Origin of the sequence: Embleya hyalina (assembly GCF_003967355.1) — a bacterium.
Taxonomy (GTDB): domain Bacteria; phylum Actinomycetota; class Actinomycetes; order Streptomycetales; family Streptomycetaceae; genus Embleya; species Embleya hyalina.
Window position 1 is genome coordinate 145,976 of record NZ_BIFH01000028.1, and the last position, 20,534, is coordinate 166,509.

General features: G+C 73.5%; 4 protein-coding genes and 1 pseudogene. All 5 read left to right on the forward strand.

Annotation, left to right across the window (positions count from 1 at the left end; genetic code table 11):
• Positions 1 to 2: 2 nt before the first annotated feature.
• Positions 3 to 2,894 carry an aminotransferase class III-fold pyridoxal phosphate-dependent enzyme gene (locus EMA17_RS30910; RefSeq protein ID WP_246127004.1) on the forward strand — a complete coding sequence of 964 codons (2,892 nt, stop codon included), beginning with the start codon at positions 3 to 5 and terminating at the stop codon, positions 2,892 to 2,894.
• A 68-nt stretch (positions 2,895 to 2,962) separates the two neighbouring features.
• On the forward strand, positions 2,963 to 4,474 hold the full coding sequence (locus tag EMA17_RS30915; protein WP_170222272.1) for a DHA2 family efflux MFS transporter permease subunit: 1,512 nt from the start codon (positions 2,963 to 2,965) through the stop codon (positions 4,472 to 4,474).
• A gap of 266 nt (positions 4,475 to 4,740) precedes the next feature.
• Positions 4,741 to 5,943, forward strand: a complete 1,203-nt coding sequence (locus tag EMA17_RS30920; protein WP_160161626.1) for an acyl-CoA dehydrogenase family protein — start codon at positions 4,741 to 4,743, stop codon at positions 5,941 to 5,943.
• Between the two features lie 255 nt (positions 5,944 to 6,198).
• A complete protein-coding gene (locus EMA17_RS54430) occupies positions 6,199 to 14,958 on the forward strand; it encodes a type I polyketide synthase (RefSeq protein WP_246127005.1) in 8,760 nt (2,919 codons plus the stop codon).
• A 93-nt stretch (positions 14,959 to 15,051) separates the two neighbouring features.
• A pseudogene (locus EMA17_RS30935) lies at positions 15,052 to 20,475 on the forward strand (type I polyketide synthase); the annotation flags it as partial.
• Positions 20,476 to 20,534 lie beyond the last annotated feature (59 nt).

A 20,534-nucleotide genomic window follows, 5' to 3' on the forward strand; every position in this document is an offset into this window, starting at 1 on the left:
CGGTGAACGCACCCACCCGCTACGCCGAGGCCCTGCTGACCGGAATGCTCGGCACCTTCGGTCTGGACGTCCAGTACGTCCGGGCGGAGCAGAACTCGCTGTACTACCTGGACGACACCGGCACCGAGGTGCCCGTGCTCGACCTGATCGGGGGTTGGGGCTCGCTGATGCTCGGGCACAACCATCCGGAGATCGTGGCGTACGCGAAGGAACTCCTGGACACCGGTTGGCCGGTGCACTCCCAGCACTCCGCGCACCCGGTCGCCGACCAGGTCGGCGCGGTGCTCAACGGCATCCTGGGCCGGGAATTCCCCGGCGCCGAGCCGTACTCGATCGGCTTCGCGAACAGCGGTGCGGAGGCGGTCGAAGCGGCCGTCAAACACTGCGAGTTCGACCGCGTGTTGCGGATGCAGAGCCTGGTCCGGGAGATCGAGTGGCACGCCGACGTGGCGCTGCGCGCGGTGCGCGAGGGAAGCGCGGCGCTACCCGACGACACGTCGTTGCTGCCCGGCGAGGTGCCGGTGCCCACCACCGTCGAGGAGTTCGCCGGAGTGCTCGGCGCGATGGCCGCGCACAACCTCTCGCGCGCGGGCGCCGGACCGGTGTTCTTCGCCCTGGAGCGGGCCTTCCACGGAAAGCTGATGGGCAGTACCCAGTTCACCTACAACCCGCTGTTCCGGGCGGCGTTCGCGGCGCTCGGCTCGACGGTGACCTTCGTGCCGGCCAACGACGCGGCCGCGTTCGAGAAGGCCGTCGCCGAGCATCGGGTCACCGTGCTCGACGTGGAGGTGGTGCACGGCCGGGTCACCCTCGTCGAGCGGGCCTTCCCGGTGATCGCCGGACTGATCGTCGAGCCGATCCAGGGCGAGGGCGGAATCCACGAGCTGACCGAGGAGTTCGGCGCCCGCGTGCGGCGGATCTGCGACGAGGTCGAGTGCCCGATCGTGGTCGACGAGATCCAGACCGGGATGGGGCGCACGGGCCGGTTCTTCGCGAGCAGCCACATCGGACTCCTCGGCGACTACTACGTCTTGGGCAAGTCGCTCGGCGGCGGCATCGCCAAGTCCTCCGCGATCCTCGTGCGACAGTCGCGCTACCGCCCCGAGTTCGAGCTGGTGCACAGCTCCACGTTCGCCAAGGACGGCTTCTCCACGGCGATCGCGCTGCGCACCCTCGACCTCCTGGAAGCCGACGACGGCGCCGCGTACGCGCGGGCCGCCGAGCGCGGCGGGCGCATCCTGGGCATGCTGCGCGAACTGGCCGCCGAATTCCCCGACGTGGTGGCCGACGTACGCGGACGCGGGCTGCTGATCGGGCTGGAGTTCGCCGACCAGAGCAACGCGTCGTCCCCGATCATCCGGGGCAAGGCCCAGGCCGGTCTGCTCGTCTTCCAGTTGGGCAGCTACCTCCAGGCGGTCCACCGCATCCGCACCGGCCCCACCGCCAGCGTGCCGACCATGTTGCGGATCGAGCCCTCGATCTGCATCAGCGACGAGGAGATCGATCGGCTGCGGACCGGCCTCACCCAGGTCTGCCTGATCCTGCGCAACCAGGACGCGCTGCCCCTGGTACACCCGCTGACCGGCGCCGGCGGCCCGCCGCCGCGCGTGGAAAGCGCGGACTTCCGGCCGCGGCGCGCCGATTCGGCCGTGCGGGCCGAGCCGGCCGCACCGACCGAGCCGGCCGACCGCCGCGTCGCGCTGATCGGCTACCCGCTGACGCCCGACCTGCTGCGGGAGGCGGACCCCTCGCTCGCCGACCTGGACGACGAACATCTGCTCGGCTACTGCCGGCGCTCCGAACTGCTCAAGGACCTCCCGGCGTTCGCGCCGATCCGGTTCGACTCGCCGCAGGGCACGTCGGTGGACCTCACCGTCTACCCGCTGCTGGTGTCCCTGCGGCAGTTGCGGGAGTACCAGGTCTCCGGGCAGACCTTCCTGATCGGCCTGGACCTCGACCGCCGGGTGCGCGCGGCGAAGGCGGACGGCTGCGACACCGTCGGCCTCGGATTCGGCCTCGGCGCGGTCGCCGGTCACGGTCGCGCGCTGCGGGTGCCCGGGATCACGGTGACCCCGGGCAGCGCGCTCACGGTCGGCTCGGCGCTGGCCGCCGTCCGGCACGCCGCGACGGAGCGGTCGGGCGGGTTCGCCGGTTCGACGGTGGCGGTCGTCGGCGCCGGCGGCCGGATCGGCTCGGCGCTCGCCGTACTGAGCGCACGCGAGGCCGCCGCGATCGTGCTCGTGGGCAGCGGCCGGTCCGGCTCGGCCGATCGGCTCCGGGCCACGGAGCAGTGGATCTACCAGGAGGCGTGGGCGCGGATCGCCGCCGGCGACGCGGCGACGGGCCTGGCGGCGGCGCTGTCCGCGGAGCCGCTGATCACCGGCTGGCTGGCCGAGGGGCGCGCCGCCGACGAACCGAGCGGGGCGGCCATCGCCGCCCACCTCGCCGAAGCGCACGACGTGAACCCGTACGTCGTGGTCACCGACGACCCGCTGTCGGTGCGCCGGGCCCGGGTGGTCTTCGCGGCACACTCGAGCCCGGTCCCCGTGCTCGACGGGAAACACCTCGCGGACGGCGCCGTGCTCGGCGACGTGTCCTTCTTCGGCACCGGTGCCGAAAGCGCCGCGGCGGCCGGCCGCGACGACGTGCGATACGTACGCGCCGGCGTGCTCTCCGTATCCGACGGGGCCGAAGTGCCGCGTGCCCTGGGCATCGCACCGAACGCCGGTGAGTTGCTCGCGGGCGCGGCCGAGGCCGTCACGCTCGCGCTGTCCGGCGACGGCGGACCCGCGAGCGACGGCGGACGGAGCGGCGCCGGCGCCCTCACCGGTGAGCGGGTGCAGGCCATGGTCGACCTCGCGCGGCGACACGGCTTCGAGACCGTCACCACCTGAGAACCGCAGGATACGGCTCGCCGGACCATCGGCCGATGGTCCGGCCCGATCAACAGAAGGTACGCGGAATGTCAGAGTCAGCAGATTCCGAGTCGAAAGTGGCGGCGGAGGGCACGCCGGATCTCCACTACACCAACCGCTGGTTGATCCTGGCGGTGATCGGTCTCGCCCAGATGACGATCTTCCTGGACACGACGGTCGTCAACATCGCGCTGCCGTCGGCGCAGGCGGATCTGGGCTTCGGCGACGGGGACCGCCAGTGGGTCGTCACGGCCTACGCGCTCGCCTTCGGCAGCCTGCTCCTGCTCGGCGGCCGACTGGTCGACCTCGTGGGGGCCAAACGCTCGCTGATGATCTCCATCGTCGGCTTCGGCGTGATGTCGGTGCTGGGCGGCGCGGCCAACGGCTTCGCGATGCTGGTGACCGCGCGCGCGTTGCAGGGGGCGTTCGCCGCGCTCGTGGCGCCGGCGGCACTGTCCTTTCTGCTGACCGTGTTCAAGGATCCGAAGGAACGGGTCACCGCGTTCGGGGTCTACGGCGCGCTGGGCAGCGGTGGGCTCGCGCTCGGCCTGATCCTGGGCGGCGCGTTGACCGACTGGCTGGACTGGCGCTGGTGCCTGTACGTCAACGTGATCCTGACCGCGGTCGTGTTCGTCGGCGCGCTGCTGACGATGCAGAACCGGCAGGCCGCACAGCGCCCGGAACGGCTCGACCTGCCCGGCACGGTGACCGCCTCGGTCGGTCTGTTCTGCCTCGCCTACGGTCTGTCCAACGCCGCCGACGGGGAGTGGGGCGGCGCCGACGTGTGGGGCTACCTGGTCGGGAGCGGGATCCTGCTCGTCGCGTTCGTCGTGTTCGAACTGCGCTCGCGTACCCCGCTGTTGCCGATCCGGATCGTGCTGCACCGCAACCGGGGCAGCGCCTACCTGGCGATGTTCCTGCTCGGTGTCGGGTTGTTCGTGCAGTTCCTGTTCCTGACCTACTACCTGCAATTGATCCTGAAGTTCACCGCGATCGAGAGCGGACTGGCGTTCCTGCCGATGATCTTCGGCATCGCGATCGGCGCGACCACCGTGCCGCCGGTGCTCGAACCCAAGCTCGGCGCGCGCATCCTGATCCCGGCGGGTCTGCTCCTGGCCGCCGTCGGTTCGTTCTGGCTCAGCCGGCTGAGCACGGACAGCTCGTACGCAGCCGGCGTGCTCGCCCCGTCCTTCATCGCCGGCATCGGCTTCGGCCTGGTGGTCTCGCTCGGCGCCGCGGTGGCCACGGTCGGGGTCGAACCCCAGGACGCGGGCGCCGCGTCGGCACTGGTGAACACCGTGCAGCAGGTGGGTGGTTCGATCGGTACCGCGCTGCTGAGCACGCTGGCGATCACCGCGGCGGACTCGTTCGTCGAGGGCAAGGAGAAGACGGCGAAACTGGCCGCGGAGGCGTCCGTGGAGAGTTACACGACCGCCTTCTTCTGGGGCGCGATGGTCTTCCTCGGCGGGGCGATCGTCTGTGGTCTGCTGTTCGACCGCTTCGTGACGGCGCAGGCCGACCCGGAGATCGAGGAGCCGGCCACGGCGGTCGGCGCCTGATCGCTTTCGCCGCACCGTTTGGTCGCACCGCTTTGCCGCACTGAATCGTCGCACCGATTCTCCGCACCGATTTCGTTCCTCGCGCGACCGTGAACCGGTCGTCCTGCGGTACTGGTTCCCAGTACCAGCGGGGCGATCGGTTTTTGGTTTCGGGGCGCTGGGATCGGTCGGCCGCAGGGGATTGACTCGACCGTGAGACGCGGTGCGTGAGCCCGCCCCGATCGGGGCTCGGGCCGGCCGACGACCCCCGATCGCAGGAGGATTTCGTGACAGCTGTGACCAGTGAGCGGGCGGAGGAGACGGCCGTGCCCTCGGTCGACCCGGCCGAACTCGTGACCCGTGCCCGCGAACTCGCCCCGCTGATCCGCGAGCACGCGGCGAAGACGGAGGAGGACCGCCGGCTCGCCGAGGAGGTCGTCGTCGCGCTGCGCGACGCCGGGCTGTTCCGGCTCACCACGCCGACCCGGTTCGGCGGTTACGACCTGCGCATGCCGGACCTGCTGACGATCGTCGCCGAGGTCGGCAGGGCGTGCGGCTCGGCCGGTTGGAACCTGTCCATCGACACTGCCTCCACCCGGTTCGCGCTCAACGGGATGCCGGAGACCGCACTGTCGGACGTGTTCGAGGGCAACCCCGACGCGTACGTGATCTCCACGGCCCACCTGAGCACCACCAAGGCGTGGAAGACCGACGGCGGGTGGCGGATCACCGGCACCTTCCCGTGGAGCTCGGGTTGTGAGATCGCCGACTGGGCCTACATCCCCGTCGTGCACGTGTACGACGGCGACGAGCAGACCGCGGACCTGGTCGGCGGCGTCGTGCCGATGAGCGACCTGAGGATCGAGCGCACCTGGCACTCGGCCGGCCTGGGCGGCTCCGGTACGCATACGGTCGTGGCCGAGGACGTGTTCCTCCCGGAGCGGCACGCCGCCGCGTTCAGCCTCACCGACCTCGTCGGCGAGGACGAGCGGGACAGCATGCTCATCCAGGGCAGCGCGCAGTCGCTCGCCGCGATCGTCGGCGCGGCACGGGGCGCGTTGGAGGTCACCCGGGGCGCGCTGGACAAGAAGCGGCCGATCACCTACGTGAACTACGCGGCGGCCGTGGACGCGCCGTCGGTGCAGATGTGGTTCGGCGAGGCCGTCCACCTGGTGGAGACCGCCGAGTTGCACCTGCGCGAGATCGGCCGTTCGCTCGACGGGATCCCGGAGACCGCGCCGATGCCGTGGGCCGAGCGGGCCCGGCTGCGCATGCACCAGCGCTCCGCCCAGGAGAAGTCGCGCGCGGCCGTGGAGCGCATGCTCGACGTGGTCGGCGGCAGCTCGTTCGCGCTGTCGAACCCGCTCCAGCGGCTGTGGCGGGACATCTCGGTGATGAGCCGGCACACCGCGCTCAACGCGCCGATCATCCTGGAGGACTACAGCCGCGCGGCGCTGGACATCCACCCGGCGGTCACCCTCCTCTACTGAGGGATTCACCGAGGGATTCACCGAGGGATCCGCCGAGGGATTCGGCTTCCATCGAGGCGGATATCGAATGCGTCGGTATTGCTCGGCGGCCGGGAGGGTCCGGTGGCCGCCGAGCAATACCGACGCTGTTTTCGGAATGGGGTTCGCCCGAAATTCCCGACCGGGAGATTGTTGGTTTCGCTCACCAGATTCCCCGGCGCACTTTGGGTCGGAGAAACAAGCCGTCCCGCGGGCACACGGCGTTGACTGGGGAATATGAGACGGATCGCCGTGGTCGGGTTGGCTTGTCGGTTGCCTGGGGCCGGCGACGGCCGCGCTTTCTGGCGGTTGTTGCGGGACGGGACGGACGCGATACGGGAGGCTCCCGAGGACCGCCTGCGCGGTGCCGAACCTCCACACCGCATCGGCGGGTTCGTGGCCGACATCGACCGGTTCGACGCCGCCTTCTTCGGCGTCTCGCCGCGCGAGGCGGCGGCGATGGACCCGCAGCAGCGGCTGATGTTGGAACTGGCCTGGGAGGCCCTGGAGGACGCGCGGATCGTGCCCGCGAGCCTGGCCGGCGGCGACACCGGGGTGTTCGTCGGCGTCATGTGGGACGACTACGCGGCGCTGCAGGACCGGCTCGGCACGGCCGGGATCGACCGGCACACGATGACCGGCACCCGCCGCTCCATCATCGCCAACCGGGTCTCCCACCACCTGGGCCTGCGCGGCCCGAGCCTGGCCGTGGACACCGCGCAGTCCTCCTCGCTGGTGGCCGTACATCTGGCCTGCGAGAGCCTGCGTCGCGGCGAGTGCACCACGGCCGTCGCCGGCGGGGTGAACCTGAACATCCTGGCCGAGACCACACTCGGCGCGGCGCGCTTCGGCGGCCTGTCCCCCGACGGCCGGTGCCACACCTTCGACGCCCGCGCCAACGGCTTCGTCCGAGGCGAGGGCGGCGGCGCGGTGGTGCTCAAACCGCTGAACGCCGCGCTCGCCGACGGCGACGACATCTACTGCGTCATCACCGGCGGCGCGATGAACAACGACGGCGCGGGCGAGGGCGCACACGCCGGCCTCACCGTGCCGAGCCGCTCCGCCCAGGAGGATGTCGTACGCCGGGCCTATCGGCGGGCCGGCGTCACCCGGCGCGCCGTGCAGTACGTGGAACTGCACGGCAGCGGCACGAAGGTGGGCGACCCGATCGAGGCCGCCGCGCTCGGCGCCGCACTCGGCGGCCGGGTCCGCCGGCCCGGCGCGCCGCTGCGGGTGGGTTCGGTCAAGACCAACATCGGACACCTGGAGGGTGCGGGCGGGATCGCCGGGCTGCTCAAGGTGGCATTGAGCATCCGGCACCGGATGTTGCCGCCGAGCCTGCACTTCGTCGCGCCGCCCCCGGAGATCCCCCTCGACGACCTCGGCCTGCGGGTGCAGACCGCGACCACGCCGTGGCCGCGGCCGGACCGGCCGCTGGTGGCGGGGGTCAGCTCGTTCGGGATGGGTGGCACCAACTGCCATCTGGTGCTGACGGAAGCGCCGCTCCCCCTCTCGCGGATCGGCTTCGCCATCGGCCGGCCGGCGGAGGCGGGCGCGGTGGCGTGGCCGATCGCGGGCCGTACCGCCGCGGCGCTTCGGGGTCAGGCCGACCGGTTGTCCGCGTTCCTCGCCGACGAGGTGGTGTCGCGCGCCGCGGACATCGGCCGCTCGCTCGCCACCACCCGGACCTCCTTCCGGCACCGCGCGGTGGTGGTCGGCGCCGATTCGGCGGAACTGCGGCGCCGCCTGTCCGAGTTCGCCGCCGGCGCGGCCGTCGCGGGTGTGGTCGAGGGGCAGGCCGCGGCGACCGGGAAGGTCGTGTTCGTCTTCCCCGGGCAGGGCGCGCAATGGGTCGGGATGGCACTCGAACTCATCGAGTCGGTACCGGAGTTCGCCGCGTCGATGCGGGACTGCGAGCAGGCGTTCGCGCCGCACGTCGACTGGTCGCTGCGCGAGGTGCTGGGCGATCCGACCGCGCTGGAACGGGTGGACGTGGTCCAGCCCGCGTTGTTCGCGGTGATGGTGTCGCTGGCCCGGTTGTGGCGCTCGTGCGGGGTCGAGCCGGCCGCCGTCGTCGGGCACAGTCAGGGCGAGATCGCCGCCGCGTGTGTGGCGGGCGCGCTCTCGCTCGACGACGCCGCGCGGGTGGTGACGTTGCGCAGCCGGGCCCTGTGCGAGCTCTCCGGCGCCGGTGCGATGGTGTCGGTGCTGCGGTCGGCCGAGGCGGTGCGCGAGCGGATCGCCGAGTACGACGGCGCAGTGTCGATCGCGGCGGCGAACGGCCCGTCGTCGGTGGTGCTCTCCGGCGAACCCGACGCGCTGGACGCGCTGATCGCGCGGTGGACCGAGGAGGGCGTGGAGACCCGACGGATCGCCGTCGACTACGCGTCCCATTCGGCGCAGGTGGAGCGGATCCGGGAGCGGCTGCACAGCGTGCTCGACGGGATCCGGCCGATGCCCTCGTCGGTGCCGTTCTACTCCACGGTGACCGGCGACGTGCTCGACACGACCGAACTGGACGCCGCGTACTGGTACCGCAACCTGCGGAGGACCGTGGAACTGGAGCGGGCGACCGGGGCGCTGATCCGGGACGGACACGGCGTGTTCGTCGAATGCAGCCCGCACCCGGTGCTGCTGCCGGCGCTGCGGGACACGATGGAGCAGGGCGGGACGGGCTCCGGGGTGGTCGCCGGCTCGCTGCGCCGGGGCGAGGGCGGGCCGGCGCGATTCCTCACCTCGCTCGCCGAACTGCACGTACGCGGGGTCCAAGTTGACTGGCCCCGCGTGTTCGCGCTGCGCGACGCGCGTACGGTGGCCCTGCCCACCTACGCCTTCCAGCGCGAGCGCCACTGGCTCACCGAGTCCGCGGTTCGGGCCGTCGTACCCGACGCGGAGCCTGCGGTGACCGGTCCGACCGGGGTCGCGGCCGTGACCCCGGCCGGACCGGAAATGCTCGGCCTGGTGCGGTCGATCGTCGCGGTCGTGCTCGGCTATTCGGGCGGCGACTCGGTGGATCCGGACAGCACGTTCAAGGACCTCGGGGTCGACTCGCTGTCGTCCGTGGAACTGCGGGACCGGTTGGGCGCGGCGACCGGGCTCGTGCTGCCGGCGGGGTTGTTGTTCGGGTATCCGACGGCGGCGGAACTCGCGGACCATTTGCGGCAATCGGCGGCGGACGAACAGCCTTCGGCCGAGACCGCGGGCCCCGCGCCCGTGCTGGACGAGCCGATCGCCATCGTCGGGATGGCCTGCCGGCTGCCCGGCGGTGTCGCGTCGCCGGAGGACCTGTGGCGGCTGGTGACGGAAGGGACCGACGCCGTCACGGAGTTCCCCGACAACCGGGGCTGGGACCTCGACCGACTCCACGACGCCGACCCGGACCGGGCGGGCACGTCCCACACCCGGCGCGGCGGATTCCTGCACGACGCGGACCTGTTCGACCCGGAGTTCTTCGGCATCTCGCCGAGGGAGGCGCTGGCGATGGATCCGCAGCAGCGCCTGCTCCTGGAGACGTCCTGGGAGGCGCTGGAGCGGGCCGGCATCGATCCGGTCGGCCGGCGCGGCACAACCGTGGGCGTCTTCGTCGGGGCGATGGCGCAGGACTACGGCCCCCGACTGCACGCCGCGCACGCCGAGTCCGACGGGTACCGGCTCACCGGCAGCACGATCAGCGTCGCGTCCGGCCGGATCGCCTACACGCTGGGCCTCCAGGGGCCCGCGGTCACCGTGGACACCGCGTGCTCCTCGTCGTTGGTGGCGCTGCACCTGGCGGCGCAGGCGTTGCGGGCGGGGGAGTGCTCGCTGGCCCTGGCCGGCGGGGTCGCGGTGATGTCCGGTCCCGGGATGTTCGTGGAGTTCAGCCGGCAGCGCGGGTTGGCCGAGGACGGCCGGTGCAAGGCGTTCTCGGCCGGCGCGGACGGGACGGGGTGGGCCGAGGGCGCCGGGATCGTGGTGCTGCAGCGGCTGTCGGACGCGCGGCGCGACGGGCACCGGGTGTTGGCCGTGGTCCGGGGCAGCGCGATCAATCAGGACGGTGCGTCGAACGGGCTCACCGCGCCGAACGGGCGCGCCCAGGAGCGGGTGATCCGCCGGGCGCTGGCCGGGGCGGGGTTGGCCACGACGGACGTCGACGTGGTCGAGGCACACGGGACCGGGACGACCCTCGGCGACCCGATCGAGGCCGACGCGCTCGCGGCCACGTACGGGCGCGGCCGGACCGCGGACCGCCCGCTGCTCCTGGGTTCGCTGAAGTCCAACATCGGCCACGCCCAGGCCGCCGCCGGGGTGGCCGGCGTGATCAAGACGGTGCAGGCGCTGCGGCACGGCGTGGTGCCGAGGACGCTGCACGCGGACGAGCCGAGCCCGCACGTGGACTGGGCCGGCGGCGGGCTGGAACTGGTGACCGCGACGCGCGAGTGGCCGTCGACGGGAAGGCCACGCCGAGCCGCGGTGTCGTCGTTCGGGATCAGCGGGACCAACGCCCACGTGATCATCGAACAGGCCGATCCGGCGCCGGGAACGGACCCGGGGCCCGAGCCGGAACGTACGCGGTCCGCGCGAAGCGCACACGCGCCGGAACCCCTGCCCGGCGGGCCGGAATCCGGGTGCGCTGCGTCGGGACCCGAGCGCGGTGGGCCGGAACCTGGGTGTGGCGCGTCGGGATCCGAGCGAGGTGGGCCGGAGTCCGGGTGCGTTGCGTCGGTGCCCGAGCGCGGTGGGCCGGAGTCCGGGTGCGTTGCGTCGGTGCCCGAGCGCGGTGGGCCGGAGTCCGGGTGCGTTGCGTCGGTGCCCGAGCGCGGTGGGCCGGAGTCCGGGTGCGTTGCGTCGGTGCCCGAGCGCGGTGGGCCGGAACCTGGGTGCGCTGCGTCGGGACCCGAGCGCGGTGGGCCGGAACCTCGGAGCGGTGCGTCGGAGCGCGAGCGTGGTGGGTCGGAAATCGGGTCCGGTGCGTCGGGACCCGTGTGCCGTGGGCCGGAGCCCGCTGCGTCGGGACTCGCGCATGGTGCGCCGGGTGCCTCGTGCGCGCCCGTGGTGTCGTGGGTGTTGTCCGCGAGCAGCGAGGACGCACTGGCGGCTCAGGCCGACGCGCTGCTGGCCTTCGTGGACGCCCATCCCGACGCGAACCCGGCGGATGTCGGCTTCTCCCTGGCCACCTCCCGATCCGGCCTGCCGTACCGCGCCGCCGTGATCACCGCCGACCCGGCCGCGCGCCGCCGGGGCCTGAGCACACTCGCGACCGGCGCGGACACGCCGACCCCCGTCGTCGCCCCGCCACCGCGGCCTTCGCTCGCGACGCGAGCCGGCACCCCGACCCTCGTGCGCGGCAGCGCGCGGGCGTCGGGCGGCGTGGTGTTCGTCTTCCCCGGCCAGGGCTCGCAGTGGATCGGCATGGCGACCGAACTCCTCGACGACGCTCCCGTGTTCGCCCGGTCGATGCGGGCCTGCTCGGAGGCGCTCGCGCCGCACGTGGACTGGGACCTGTTCGACGTGTTGCGCGACCCCGCCGCGTTGGAGCGGGTGGACGTGGTCCAGCCCGTGCTGTTCGCGGTGATGGTGTCGCTGGCCGCGCTCTGGCGCTCGTACGGGGTCGAACCCGCCGCCGTGGTGGGCCATTCACAGGGCGAGATCGCCGCCGCGTGCGTCGCCGGCGCGCTGGACCTCGCGGACGCGGCCAGGGTCGTCGCGTTGCGCAGCAGGGCCATCCTGGCGCTGTCCGGCGCGGGCGGCATGGTCTCGGTCGCGCAGTCCGAGGACGCGGTGGCCGAGCGCCTGCGCCGCCACGCCGGCCGGCTCTCGACGGCGGTGGTCAACGGCCCGGGGTCGGTCGTCGTCTCCGGTGACGTGGACGCGCTGGAGGAGTTGATCGCCGAATGCGAGGCCGCCGGTGTGCGGGTCAAAAGACTGCCGGTGGACTATGCGTCACATTCGGCGCAAGTCGCCGTGATCGCCGACGAATTGGCCAAGGTTTTGGCCGATACCGCGCCGCGGCCGGCCACGATCCCCTTCTACTCGACGGTGACCGCCGGCCCGCTGGACACCACCGCCCTCGACGCCGGCTACTGGTACCGCAACCTCCGTGAACAGGTCCGTTTCGCCGAGACCGTCGACGTCCTGGCCGAGCGCGGGCACTCGCTGTTCGTCGAGGTCAGCCCGCACCCGGTACTCACTGCGGCGATCGAGGACGTGGCGGAACACGCCATGGCCGTCGGCTCGCTGCGCCGCGACGAGGACGGCATCGCGCGATTCCTGACCTCGCTGGCCGAGGCGTACGTACGCGGAGCGGCCCCCGACTGGCGGGCCGTCTTCCCCGACGCACGGCGGATCGACGTGCCCACCACGGTGTTCCGGCGGCGCCGCTTCTGGCTCGAACCCACACCCGACGGCGACGCGGCCGACGTCGCGGCGGCCGGACTGGGCGCCGCCGGGCACCCGTTGCTCGGCGCCGTGATCGAACTGCCGGACTCCGGCGGTGTCCTGCTCACGGGACAACTCTCCCGCCGGGCCCAACCCTGGCTGCTCGACCACGGCCTCGGCGACACGGTCCTCGTGCCCGGCACCGCGTTCGTCGAACTGGCGATCCGCGCGGGCGACGAGGTCGGGTGCGACCGCCTGGTCGAACTCACCTGCGAGGTTCCGCTGGTGCTGCCGGCGCACGGCGGGGTGGACCTTCGGGTGACGGTCGACGAGCCGGACGGGTCCGGACGCCGGGCACTGGCCGTCCACGCCCGCCCGGCCGACGGTTCCGGCGGCTGGACCCGGCACGCGAGCGGGTCGCTCGACCACGGCCCGGTCGAGGAGTTCGACCTGACCGCCTGGCCGCCGCCCGGCGCGGTCGCGGTCGACTGGGACGGCGGCTACGGGCGGTGGACCGAGCTGGGCTACCACTACGGCCCGGCGTTCCAGGGCCTGCGCGCCTGGTGGCGACGCGGTACGGAGATCTTCGCCGAGGTCGCGCTGCCGCCGGGAATCGCGGCGGACGCGGGCCGGTTCGGGCTGCACCCGGCGCTGCTGGACGCCGCGCTGCACGCCGCGGTCGGCGACGCCCCGGACACCCGCCTGCCGTTCTCCTGGCAGGGCGTGTCACTGCGCGCGGGCGGCGCGGCCGCGCTGCGGGTATGGATCAGGCCCGACGGCGCGGACACGGTCACGCTGCGGCTCGCCGACGGCACCGGAGCGCCGGTGGCCTCGGTGGAATCGCTGGCGCTGCGGTCGATTCCGGCCGGTATGCCGATCGCCGGACCGGCCGACGCGCTGTTTCGCGTGGACTGGATCGAGGCCCGTCCGCCGGAGGCCACCCCCGCGACCGGTCCGTGGGCGCTGATCGGCACCGACGACCTGGGGCTCGGCGGGCCCATCCACCCCGACCTGGACACGCTGGCCGCCGCCGGGCCCGTCCCGGACCTGGTGCTCGCCCCGCTGACCGGCGAGCCCACCGCGGCCGGCGCCCACGCCGTGGCCGGCCGCGCACTGCGCCTGATCCAGGACTGGCTCGCCGACGAACGGTGCGCCGCGTCGAGGCTGGTCCTGCTCACCCGCGACGCGATGGTCGTGGAGTCCACCGAGGCGGCCGCGACGGGGATGGCGGGCGCGGGCGTGTGGGGCATGGTCCGCTCGGCGCAGCGCGAACACCCGGACCGATTCGTCGTCGTCGACCTGGACGGACACGAAGCCTCGACCACGGCCCTGCCCCTGGCCCTCGCCGGCGCGGAACCGCAACTGGCCCTGCGCGAGGGGCGCCCGCTGATCCCCAGGCTGGCCCGGGTCACCGGGACATCCGCGCCGCGCCCCGACCTCGCGGCGGGCACCGTACTGATCACCGGCGGCACCGGCACCCTCGGTGCCCTGTTCGCCCGCCACCTGGTCGCCCACTACGGCGTGACCCGCCTCCTGCTGGCCGGCCGACGCGGACCCAACACCCCCGGCACCGCCGAACTCGTCGCCGAATTGGCCGAGTCGGGTGCCGCGGCCACCGTGGTCGGCTGTGACATCGCCGACCGGGACGCGCTGGCCGCGCTGTTGGCGTCGATCCCCGCCGAACACCCGCTGACCGGCGTCGTCCACGCCGCCGGCCTGCTCGACGACAGCGTGATCGAGGCCATGCGACCCGAGCAACTGGCACGCGTCCTGCGACCGAAAGTCGACGCCGCGCTGAACCTGCACGAACTGACCCGAGAACTCGACCTGTCCATGTTCGTGCTGTTCTCCTCGGTCGCCGGCATCCTCGGACTGCCCGGTCAGGCCAACTACGCGGCCGCCAACACCTTCCTGGACACCCTCGCCCAACACCGCGCCGCCCACGGCCTGCCCGCCCTCTCGCTCGCCTGGGGACTGTGGGCACAACCCGGCGGGATGACCGGCCGCCTCGCCGACACCGACCTGAGCCGGCTGCGCCGCGCCGGCGTGGCCCCGCTGACCTCGGCCGACGGCCTGGCCCTGTTCGACGGCGCGATCTCCACCGGCGCCCCCCTGCTCGTCCCGGCCCGGATCGACCAGGCCGCGATCCACGCGCAGGGCCCGGTACCGGCGTTGCTGCGCGGCGTGATCCGCGAACGGGTCCGGCGGACGGAGGCGGCCGGCGGCACGACCGCCGAAGTCGCCTCCCTGGCCGACCGCCTGGCGGCAATGCCCGACGCGGACCGCGCCGAGGCCCTGCTCGGCCTGGTCCGCGAACACACCGCCACCGTGCTGGCCCACGGCACCCCCGGCACGATCACCCCCGACCGCACCTTCAAGGAACTCGGGTTCGACTCGCTGACGGCCGTGGACCTGCGCAACCGACTGGGCGCGGCCACCGGGCTTCGCCTGCGCGCCACGCTGGTCTTCGACTACCCGACCCCGTCGGCCCTCGCCGGCCACCTCGGCACGGCACTCGCCCCGGCGAAGCCAGCCGCGCGACCCCGGCAACTCCGGCAACCCACGGTGTCGGAACCCGAGTTGGCCGAGCTGGAGCTCGACGAACTGTTCGACCTCATCGACGGCGAACTCGGCCTTTCCTGAGAACCCGGTCTTTTCCGAGAACTCGGCCCGTCCCCGACAACTCGGCCCGTCCCGAACGGAGCGCTTGTGAGCAACGAAGAGAAATTGGTGGAATACCTCAAGCGGGTCACGGCCGAGTTGCAGCAGACCAAGCAGCGGCTGCGCGACGCCGAACAGGCGACCCGCGAGCCGATCGCCGTCGTCGGCATGGCCTGCCGATTCCCCGGCGACGTCGGCTCCCCCGAGGACCTGTGGCGGCTCCTCGACGCGGGCGGCGACGCGATCGGCGAATTCCCCGCCGACCGCGGCTGGGACCTGGAAGCGCTCTACGACCCGAACCCCGACACCCCCGGCCGCACCTACACGCGACGCGGCGGATTCCTGCGCGGCGCGACCGAGTTCGACCCCGAGTTCTTCGGCATCTCGCCCCGCGAGGCGACGGCCATGGACCCACAGCAGCGGCTGCTCCTGGAAACCTCCTGGGAGGCGCTGGAGCGCGCCGGGATCCGCCCCGCGTCGCTGCGCGGCGCCGGAGTCGGGGTGTTCGCCGGGGCGATGGCCCCGGACTACGGCCCGCGGCTGCACCAGGCCGTCGGCGGCGCGGAGGCACACCTGCTCACCGGCACCGCCAACAGCGCCGCGTCCGGACGGATCGCCTACACCCTGGGCCTGGAGGGCCCCGCCGTCACCGTCGACACCGCGTGCTCGTCGTCCCTGGTCGCCCTGCACCTGGCGATGCGCTCGTTGCGCCGCGGCGAGTGCACCCTGGCCCTGGCCGGCGGTGCCACCGTGATGTCCACGCCGGGCATGCTCGTCGCGTTCAGCCGACACCGCGGACTGGCCGCCGACGGGCGCTGCAAGTCGTTCGCCGACACGGCCGACGGCACCGGCTGGGCCGAGGGCGTCGGGATGCTTCTGGTGGAACGCCTCTCCGACGCCCGGCGGCTCGGACACCCGGTGTTGGCCGTGCTCCGCGGCAGCGCGGTCAACCAGGACGGCGCCTCGAACGGACTGACCGCCCCGAACGGACCGGCCCAGCAACGGGTGATCCGCCAGGCGCTCGACGACGCCGACCTGGCGCCGTGCGACGTGGACGCGGTCGAGGCACACGGCACCGGCACCGGCCTCGGCGACCCGATCGAGGCCCAGGCCGTCCTGGACACCTACGGCCTCGACCGCGAACGCCCCCTGTGGCTGGGCTCGTTGAAGTCCAACATCGGCCACACCCAGGCCGCCGCCGGGATCGGCGGGGTGATCAAGATGGTGCTCGCCCTGCGCCACGGCGTGCTCCCGAGGACGCTGCACGTGGACACCCCGTCCTCACACGTGGACTGGTCGTCGGGCGCGGTACGGCTGCTGACGGAGCGTCGGGAGTGGCCGGCGACGGGCGCGCCCAGACGGGCCGCGGTGTCCTCGTTCGGGATCAGCGGCACCAACGCGCACCTGATCCTGGAACAGGCCCCGGAACCCGAGCCGGCCGCGCCGCCCCCGGCCCGCACCGGGTTGCCGCTCATACCGCTGATCCTCTCCGGCCCCACCCCCGACGCGCCCGCCCGCCAGGCCGCGCGACTGCTGTCCACGGCCGACGCCGTCGATCCGCTCGACGCCGGCTTCTCGCTGGCCACCACCCGGACCGCGTTCGAGTATCGGGCCGCGCTCGTGGCCGAGGACCACGACGACATGCGGGCCGGCCTGCGGGAGATCGCCGTCGGCGGATCCGGTCCCGGCGTCCTGCGGGGCGTCGCCCATCCCGGCCGCACCGCGTTCGTCTTCGCCGGTCAGGGCACCCAACGGCTTGGCATGGGCCGCGAGTTGTACGCGGCCTTCCCGGCCTTCGCGACGGCCCTGGACGAGGTGTGTGCCGGTTTCGACGGCCTGCTGGACCGTCCGCTGCGCGAACTCCTCGTCGAAGGGCGCGCGGACGCGGCCGAGTTGCTGGACCGGACCGGCTGGGCACAACCCGCGCTGTTCGCGGTCGAGGTCGCGCTGACCCGGCTGCTCGGCTCGTGGGGTGTGCGTCCGGAGGTCCTGGCCGGGCACTCCGTCGGCGAACTGTCCGCGGCCTTCGTCGCGGGTCTGTGGACGCTGGAGCACGCCTGCCGAGTCGTGGCGGCTCGCGGACTGCTGATGGAACGGCTGCCCGAGGGCGGCGCGATGGTGTCGATCCAGGCCACGGAGGACGAGGTCGCGGCGGCATCGGCCGACGGCCCGGCCGGTATCGCCGCCGTGAACGGGCCCGAGTCGGTGGTCGTCTCCGGCGAGTGGGACGCCGTACTGCGCCTCGCCGAACACTTCACCTCCCTCGGCCGCCGCACCAGGCGCCTGCGGGTCAGTCACGCGTTCCACTCGCCCCTGATGGACCCGATGCTGGCGTCCTATCGCAAGGTGCTCGCGGAAGTCGTCTACCACGAACCGCTGTTGCCGATCGTGTCGACCGTCACCGGCGAGCCGTTGGCGGCGGAGACGGTGTGCGCGCCGGAGTACTGGGTGCGCCAGGTCCGCGAGCCGGTGCGGTTCGCCGCCGCGATCCGCCGGTTGCAGGACGACGGCGTCACCCGCTTCCTCGGCATCGGCCCGGACGCCGCGGTGACCACGATGGCCGAGGGCTGCCTCACCACATCCCCCGATCGCGAGGCGCCGCCTTTCGCGGTGCCGGTGCTGCGCGCGGACCGCCCGGAACCGCACACCGCGCTGACCGCGCTGGCCACGGCACACGTGCACGGCGTGGAGGTCGACTGGCACCGGGTGTTCGCCGGAACCGGCGCGAGCACCGTGACCCTGCCGACCTACGCCTTCCGGCACGACCGCTACTGGATGCACGCCTCCGCGTCGTCGGGCGACCTGCGGGCGGTCGGCCTGTCCGACGGCGAACACCCGCTGCTCGGCGCGGTGTTGGCCCGCCCGGAGACCGGCGGGGCGGTGCTGACCGGCCGACTGTCCCCGCAGACCCACCCCTGGCTGGCCGACCACGCGGTCCTCGGCCGGGTGATCGTACCCGGCGCGGCGTTCGTGGAGATGGCACTGCGCGCCGCCCGCGAGGTCGACTGCGACCTGCTCGACGAACTGACCCTGCACACCCCGCTGGTCCTGGCCGAGCGGGGCGGGGTCCGGGTCCAGGTCGTGGTCGAGGCCGCCGACGAGGCGGGCCGGCGTGCGGTGTCGGTGTACGCCCGGCACGAGGACGGCGGCGAGTGGGTCCGGCACGCCGCCGGTTCGCTGGTCGAACGGGCCGAACCGGCGGTGTTCGAGGCCGCCGAGTGGCCGCCGGAGGGAGCGGAGGAGGTCGCGATCGGCGACGTGTACGCGGACCTCGCCGCACGCGGCTACGACTACGGTCCGGCATTTCGGGGACTCGCGGCGGTGTGGCGGCGCGAGGACGAGGTGTTCGCCGAGATCGCCCCGCCGCCGGAGTCGACGGCGGACGCGGCGCGATTCGGATTGCATCCGGCGCTGCTCGACGCGGCGCTGCACGCGGTCTGGTACGGGTCCTTCCTGGCCGACGTGGACGGCGCCGTACTTCCCTTCGCCTGGTCCGGCGTGTCCCTGTCGGCGGTCGGCGCGTCCGCGCTGCGCCTGCGGATGTCGCCGGCCGGCCCGGACACGGTCTCGATCGTGCTCGCCGACCCGACCGGCGCGCCGGTGGCGTCGGTCGAGGCCCTGCGCTTTCGGCGGATGCCGACCACCGGCCGGGGCACGCCCGCGGAGTCGATGTTCCGGGTGGACTGGTCGCCGGCGCGGCCGGCACAGTCGACCCGGCCCGACCGGTGGACGCTCGTCTCCGCGCTGGCGGAGGTGCCCGCCGACCCGGGCGTGGTGTTCCTGCGCTGCCCGGTCGGACCGGACGCCCGTGAGGTCACCGGCACGATGCTGGCGGTCATGCAGGAGTGGCTGGCCGACGAGCGGTACGCCTCCGGGACGCTCGTCCCGGTGACGGAGGGAGCGGTCGGCACCGATGCGAAGGATCCGGTCGACGGGCTCGCCCAGGCGGGCGTATGGGGTCTCGTACGGTCCGCGCAAACCGAGAACCCGGGCCGATTCGGCCTGGTCGACGTCGACGCGGACACGCACACGAGCCCCGAGTCGGCGCCGTGGGACACCCTGGCCGCGCTGATCCCGCAGGAGCCGCAACTGGCCGTGCGATCCGGCCGGGTACTGGTCCCCAGACTCGTCCGGGTCGAGATCGGCCCCGGCTCCGGCTCCGCGCCCGCGCCCGTGCCCGCGTTCGGGTCCGGGACGGTGCTCGTCACCGGCGGCACCGGCACGCTCGGCACGATCGTCGCCCGACATCTGGTCGCCACACACGGGGTGCGGCGGTTGTTGCTGGTCAGCCGCGCCGGCGCGGACTCCCCGAGCAGCGCGGAACTCGCGGCCGAACTGACCGGGGCGGGCGCCGAGGTCGTGGTGGCCGCCTGCGACACGACCGACCGCGCCGCGCTGTCCCGGGTCCTGGCCGACATCCCGGCCGAGGCCCCGCTGACCGCGGTCGTGCACGCGGCCGGCGTCCTGGACGACGGCGTCCTCACCGAACTCACCCCGCGGCGCCTGGACGCGGCACTGGACCCCAAGGTCGTCGCCGCCCGGAACCTGCACGAGGCGACCCGCGACCTCGACCTGTCCGCGTTCGTGCTGTTCTCCTCGATGTCCGGCCTGATCGGCCCGGCGGGCCAGGCGAACTACGCGGCGGGCAACACCTACCTGGACGCCCTCGCGCAACACCGCCGGGCCCGGGGGCTGCCCGCGATGTCCCTGGCGTGGGGCATGTGGGCCGAGCGCAGCACGATGACCGAGCGGCTGACCGACGTCGACCTGGCCCGGCTGGCCCGGCTCGGGGTGACCCTGTCCTCCTCGGCGGAGGGCGTCGCGCTGCTGGACGCCGCGCTGGGCCTGGACGAGCCGACGCTGGTCCCGGTCGCCCTCGACCTGACCCGGGTACGCGCCCAGGCGGACGTACCGCCGCTGCTGCGCCGCCTGGCCGGGCGCGAGGCCGTGGCCCGAACGCCGCGCCGGGCACCGGCCGGCACGGGACCGGTTCCGATGTCGGAGCGCCTGGCCGGCCTGTCGGAGGACGGCCGGTACGAGGTGCTGCTCGACCTGGTGTGCATCCGGATGGCCGAGGTGTTGCAGTACGCGGCGGGCCGCAAGGTCGACCCCGACCGGGCCTTCTCCGACCTCGGCGTCGACTCGGTGTCCGCCGTCGAGTTCCGCAACCGGCTCGGCGCCGAGACCGGCCTGCGGCTGGCCCAGACGCTGGTGTTCGACCACCCCACGGCCGCCGCGGTGGCCCGCGAGCTGGTCCGCACGCCGGCGGTCCGGGGCCAGGCGCCGACGGGGTCGGTACTGGCCGAGCTGGACCGGGTCGAATCGGCGCTCACCATGGACTCGGCGACCGGCCCGGACGGCGACGAGATCGCCGATCGTATCGAGGGCCTGCTCCTGAAACTGCGCGCGCTCCGCGACTCCGCGGACCGCCCCGACGCCAAGCTGGACGTCACCGCCGCGACGGACGAGGAACTCTTCCAGTTCCTCGACGGCCGGTAGCACCGAACGACCAAGGGTCCGCCGGGGCTTCGATGCCCCGGCGGACCCTTCGCCGTGTG

Coding starts and splice junctions, on each gene's coding strand:
- EMA17_RS54430 (WP_246127005.1), top strand. CDS start 6,199: ATGAGACGGATCGCCGTGGTCGGGTTGGCTTGTCGGTTGCCTGGGGCC.
- EMA17_RS30915 (WP_170222272.1), top strand. CDS start 2,963: ATGTCAGAGTCAGCAGATTCCGAGTCGAAAGTGGCGGCGGAGGGCACG.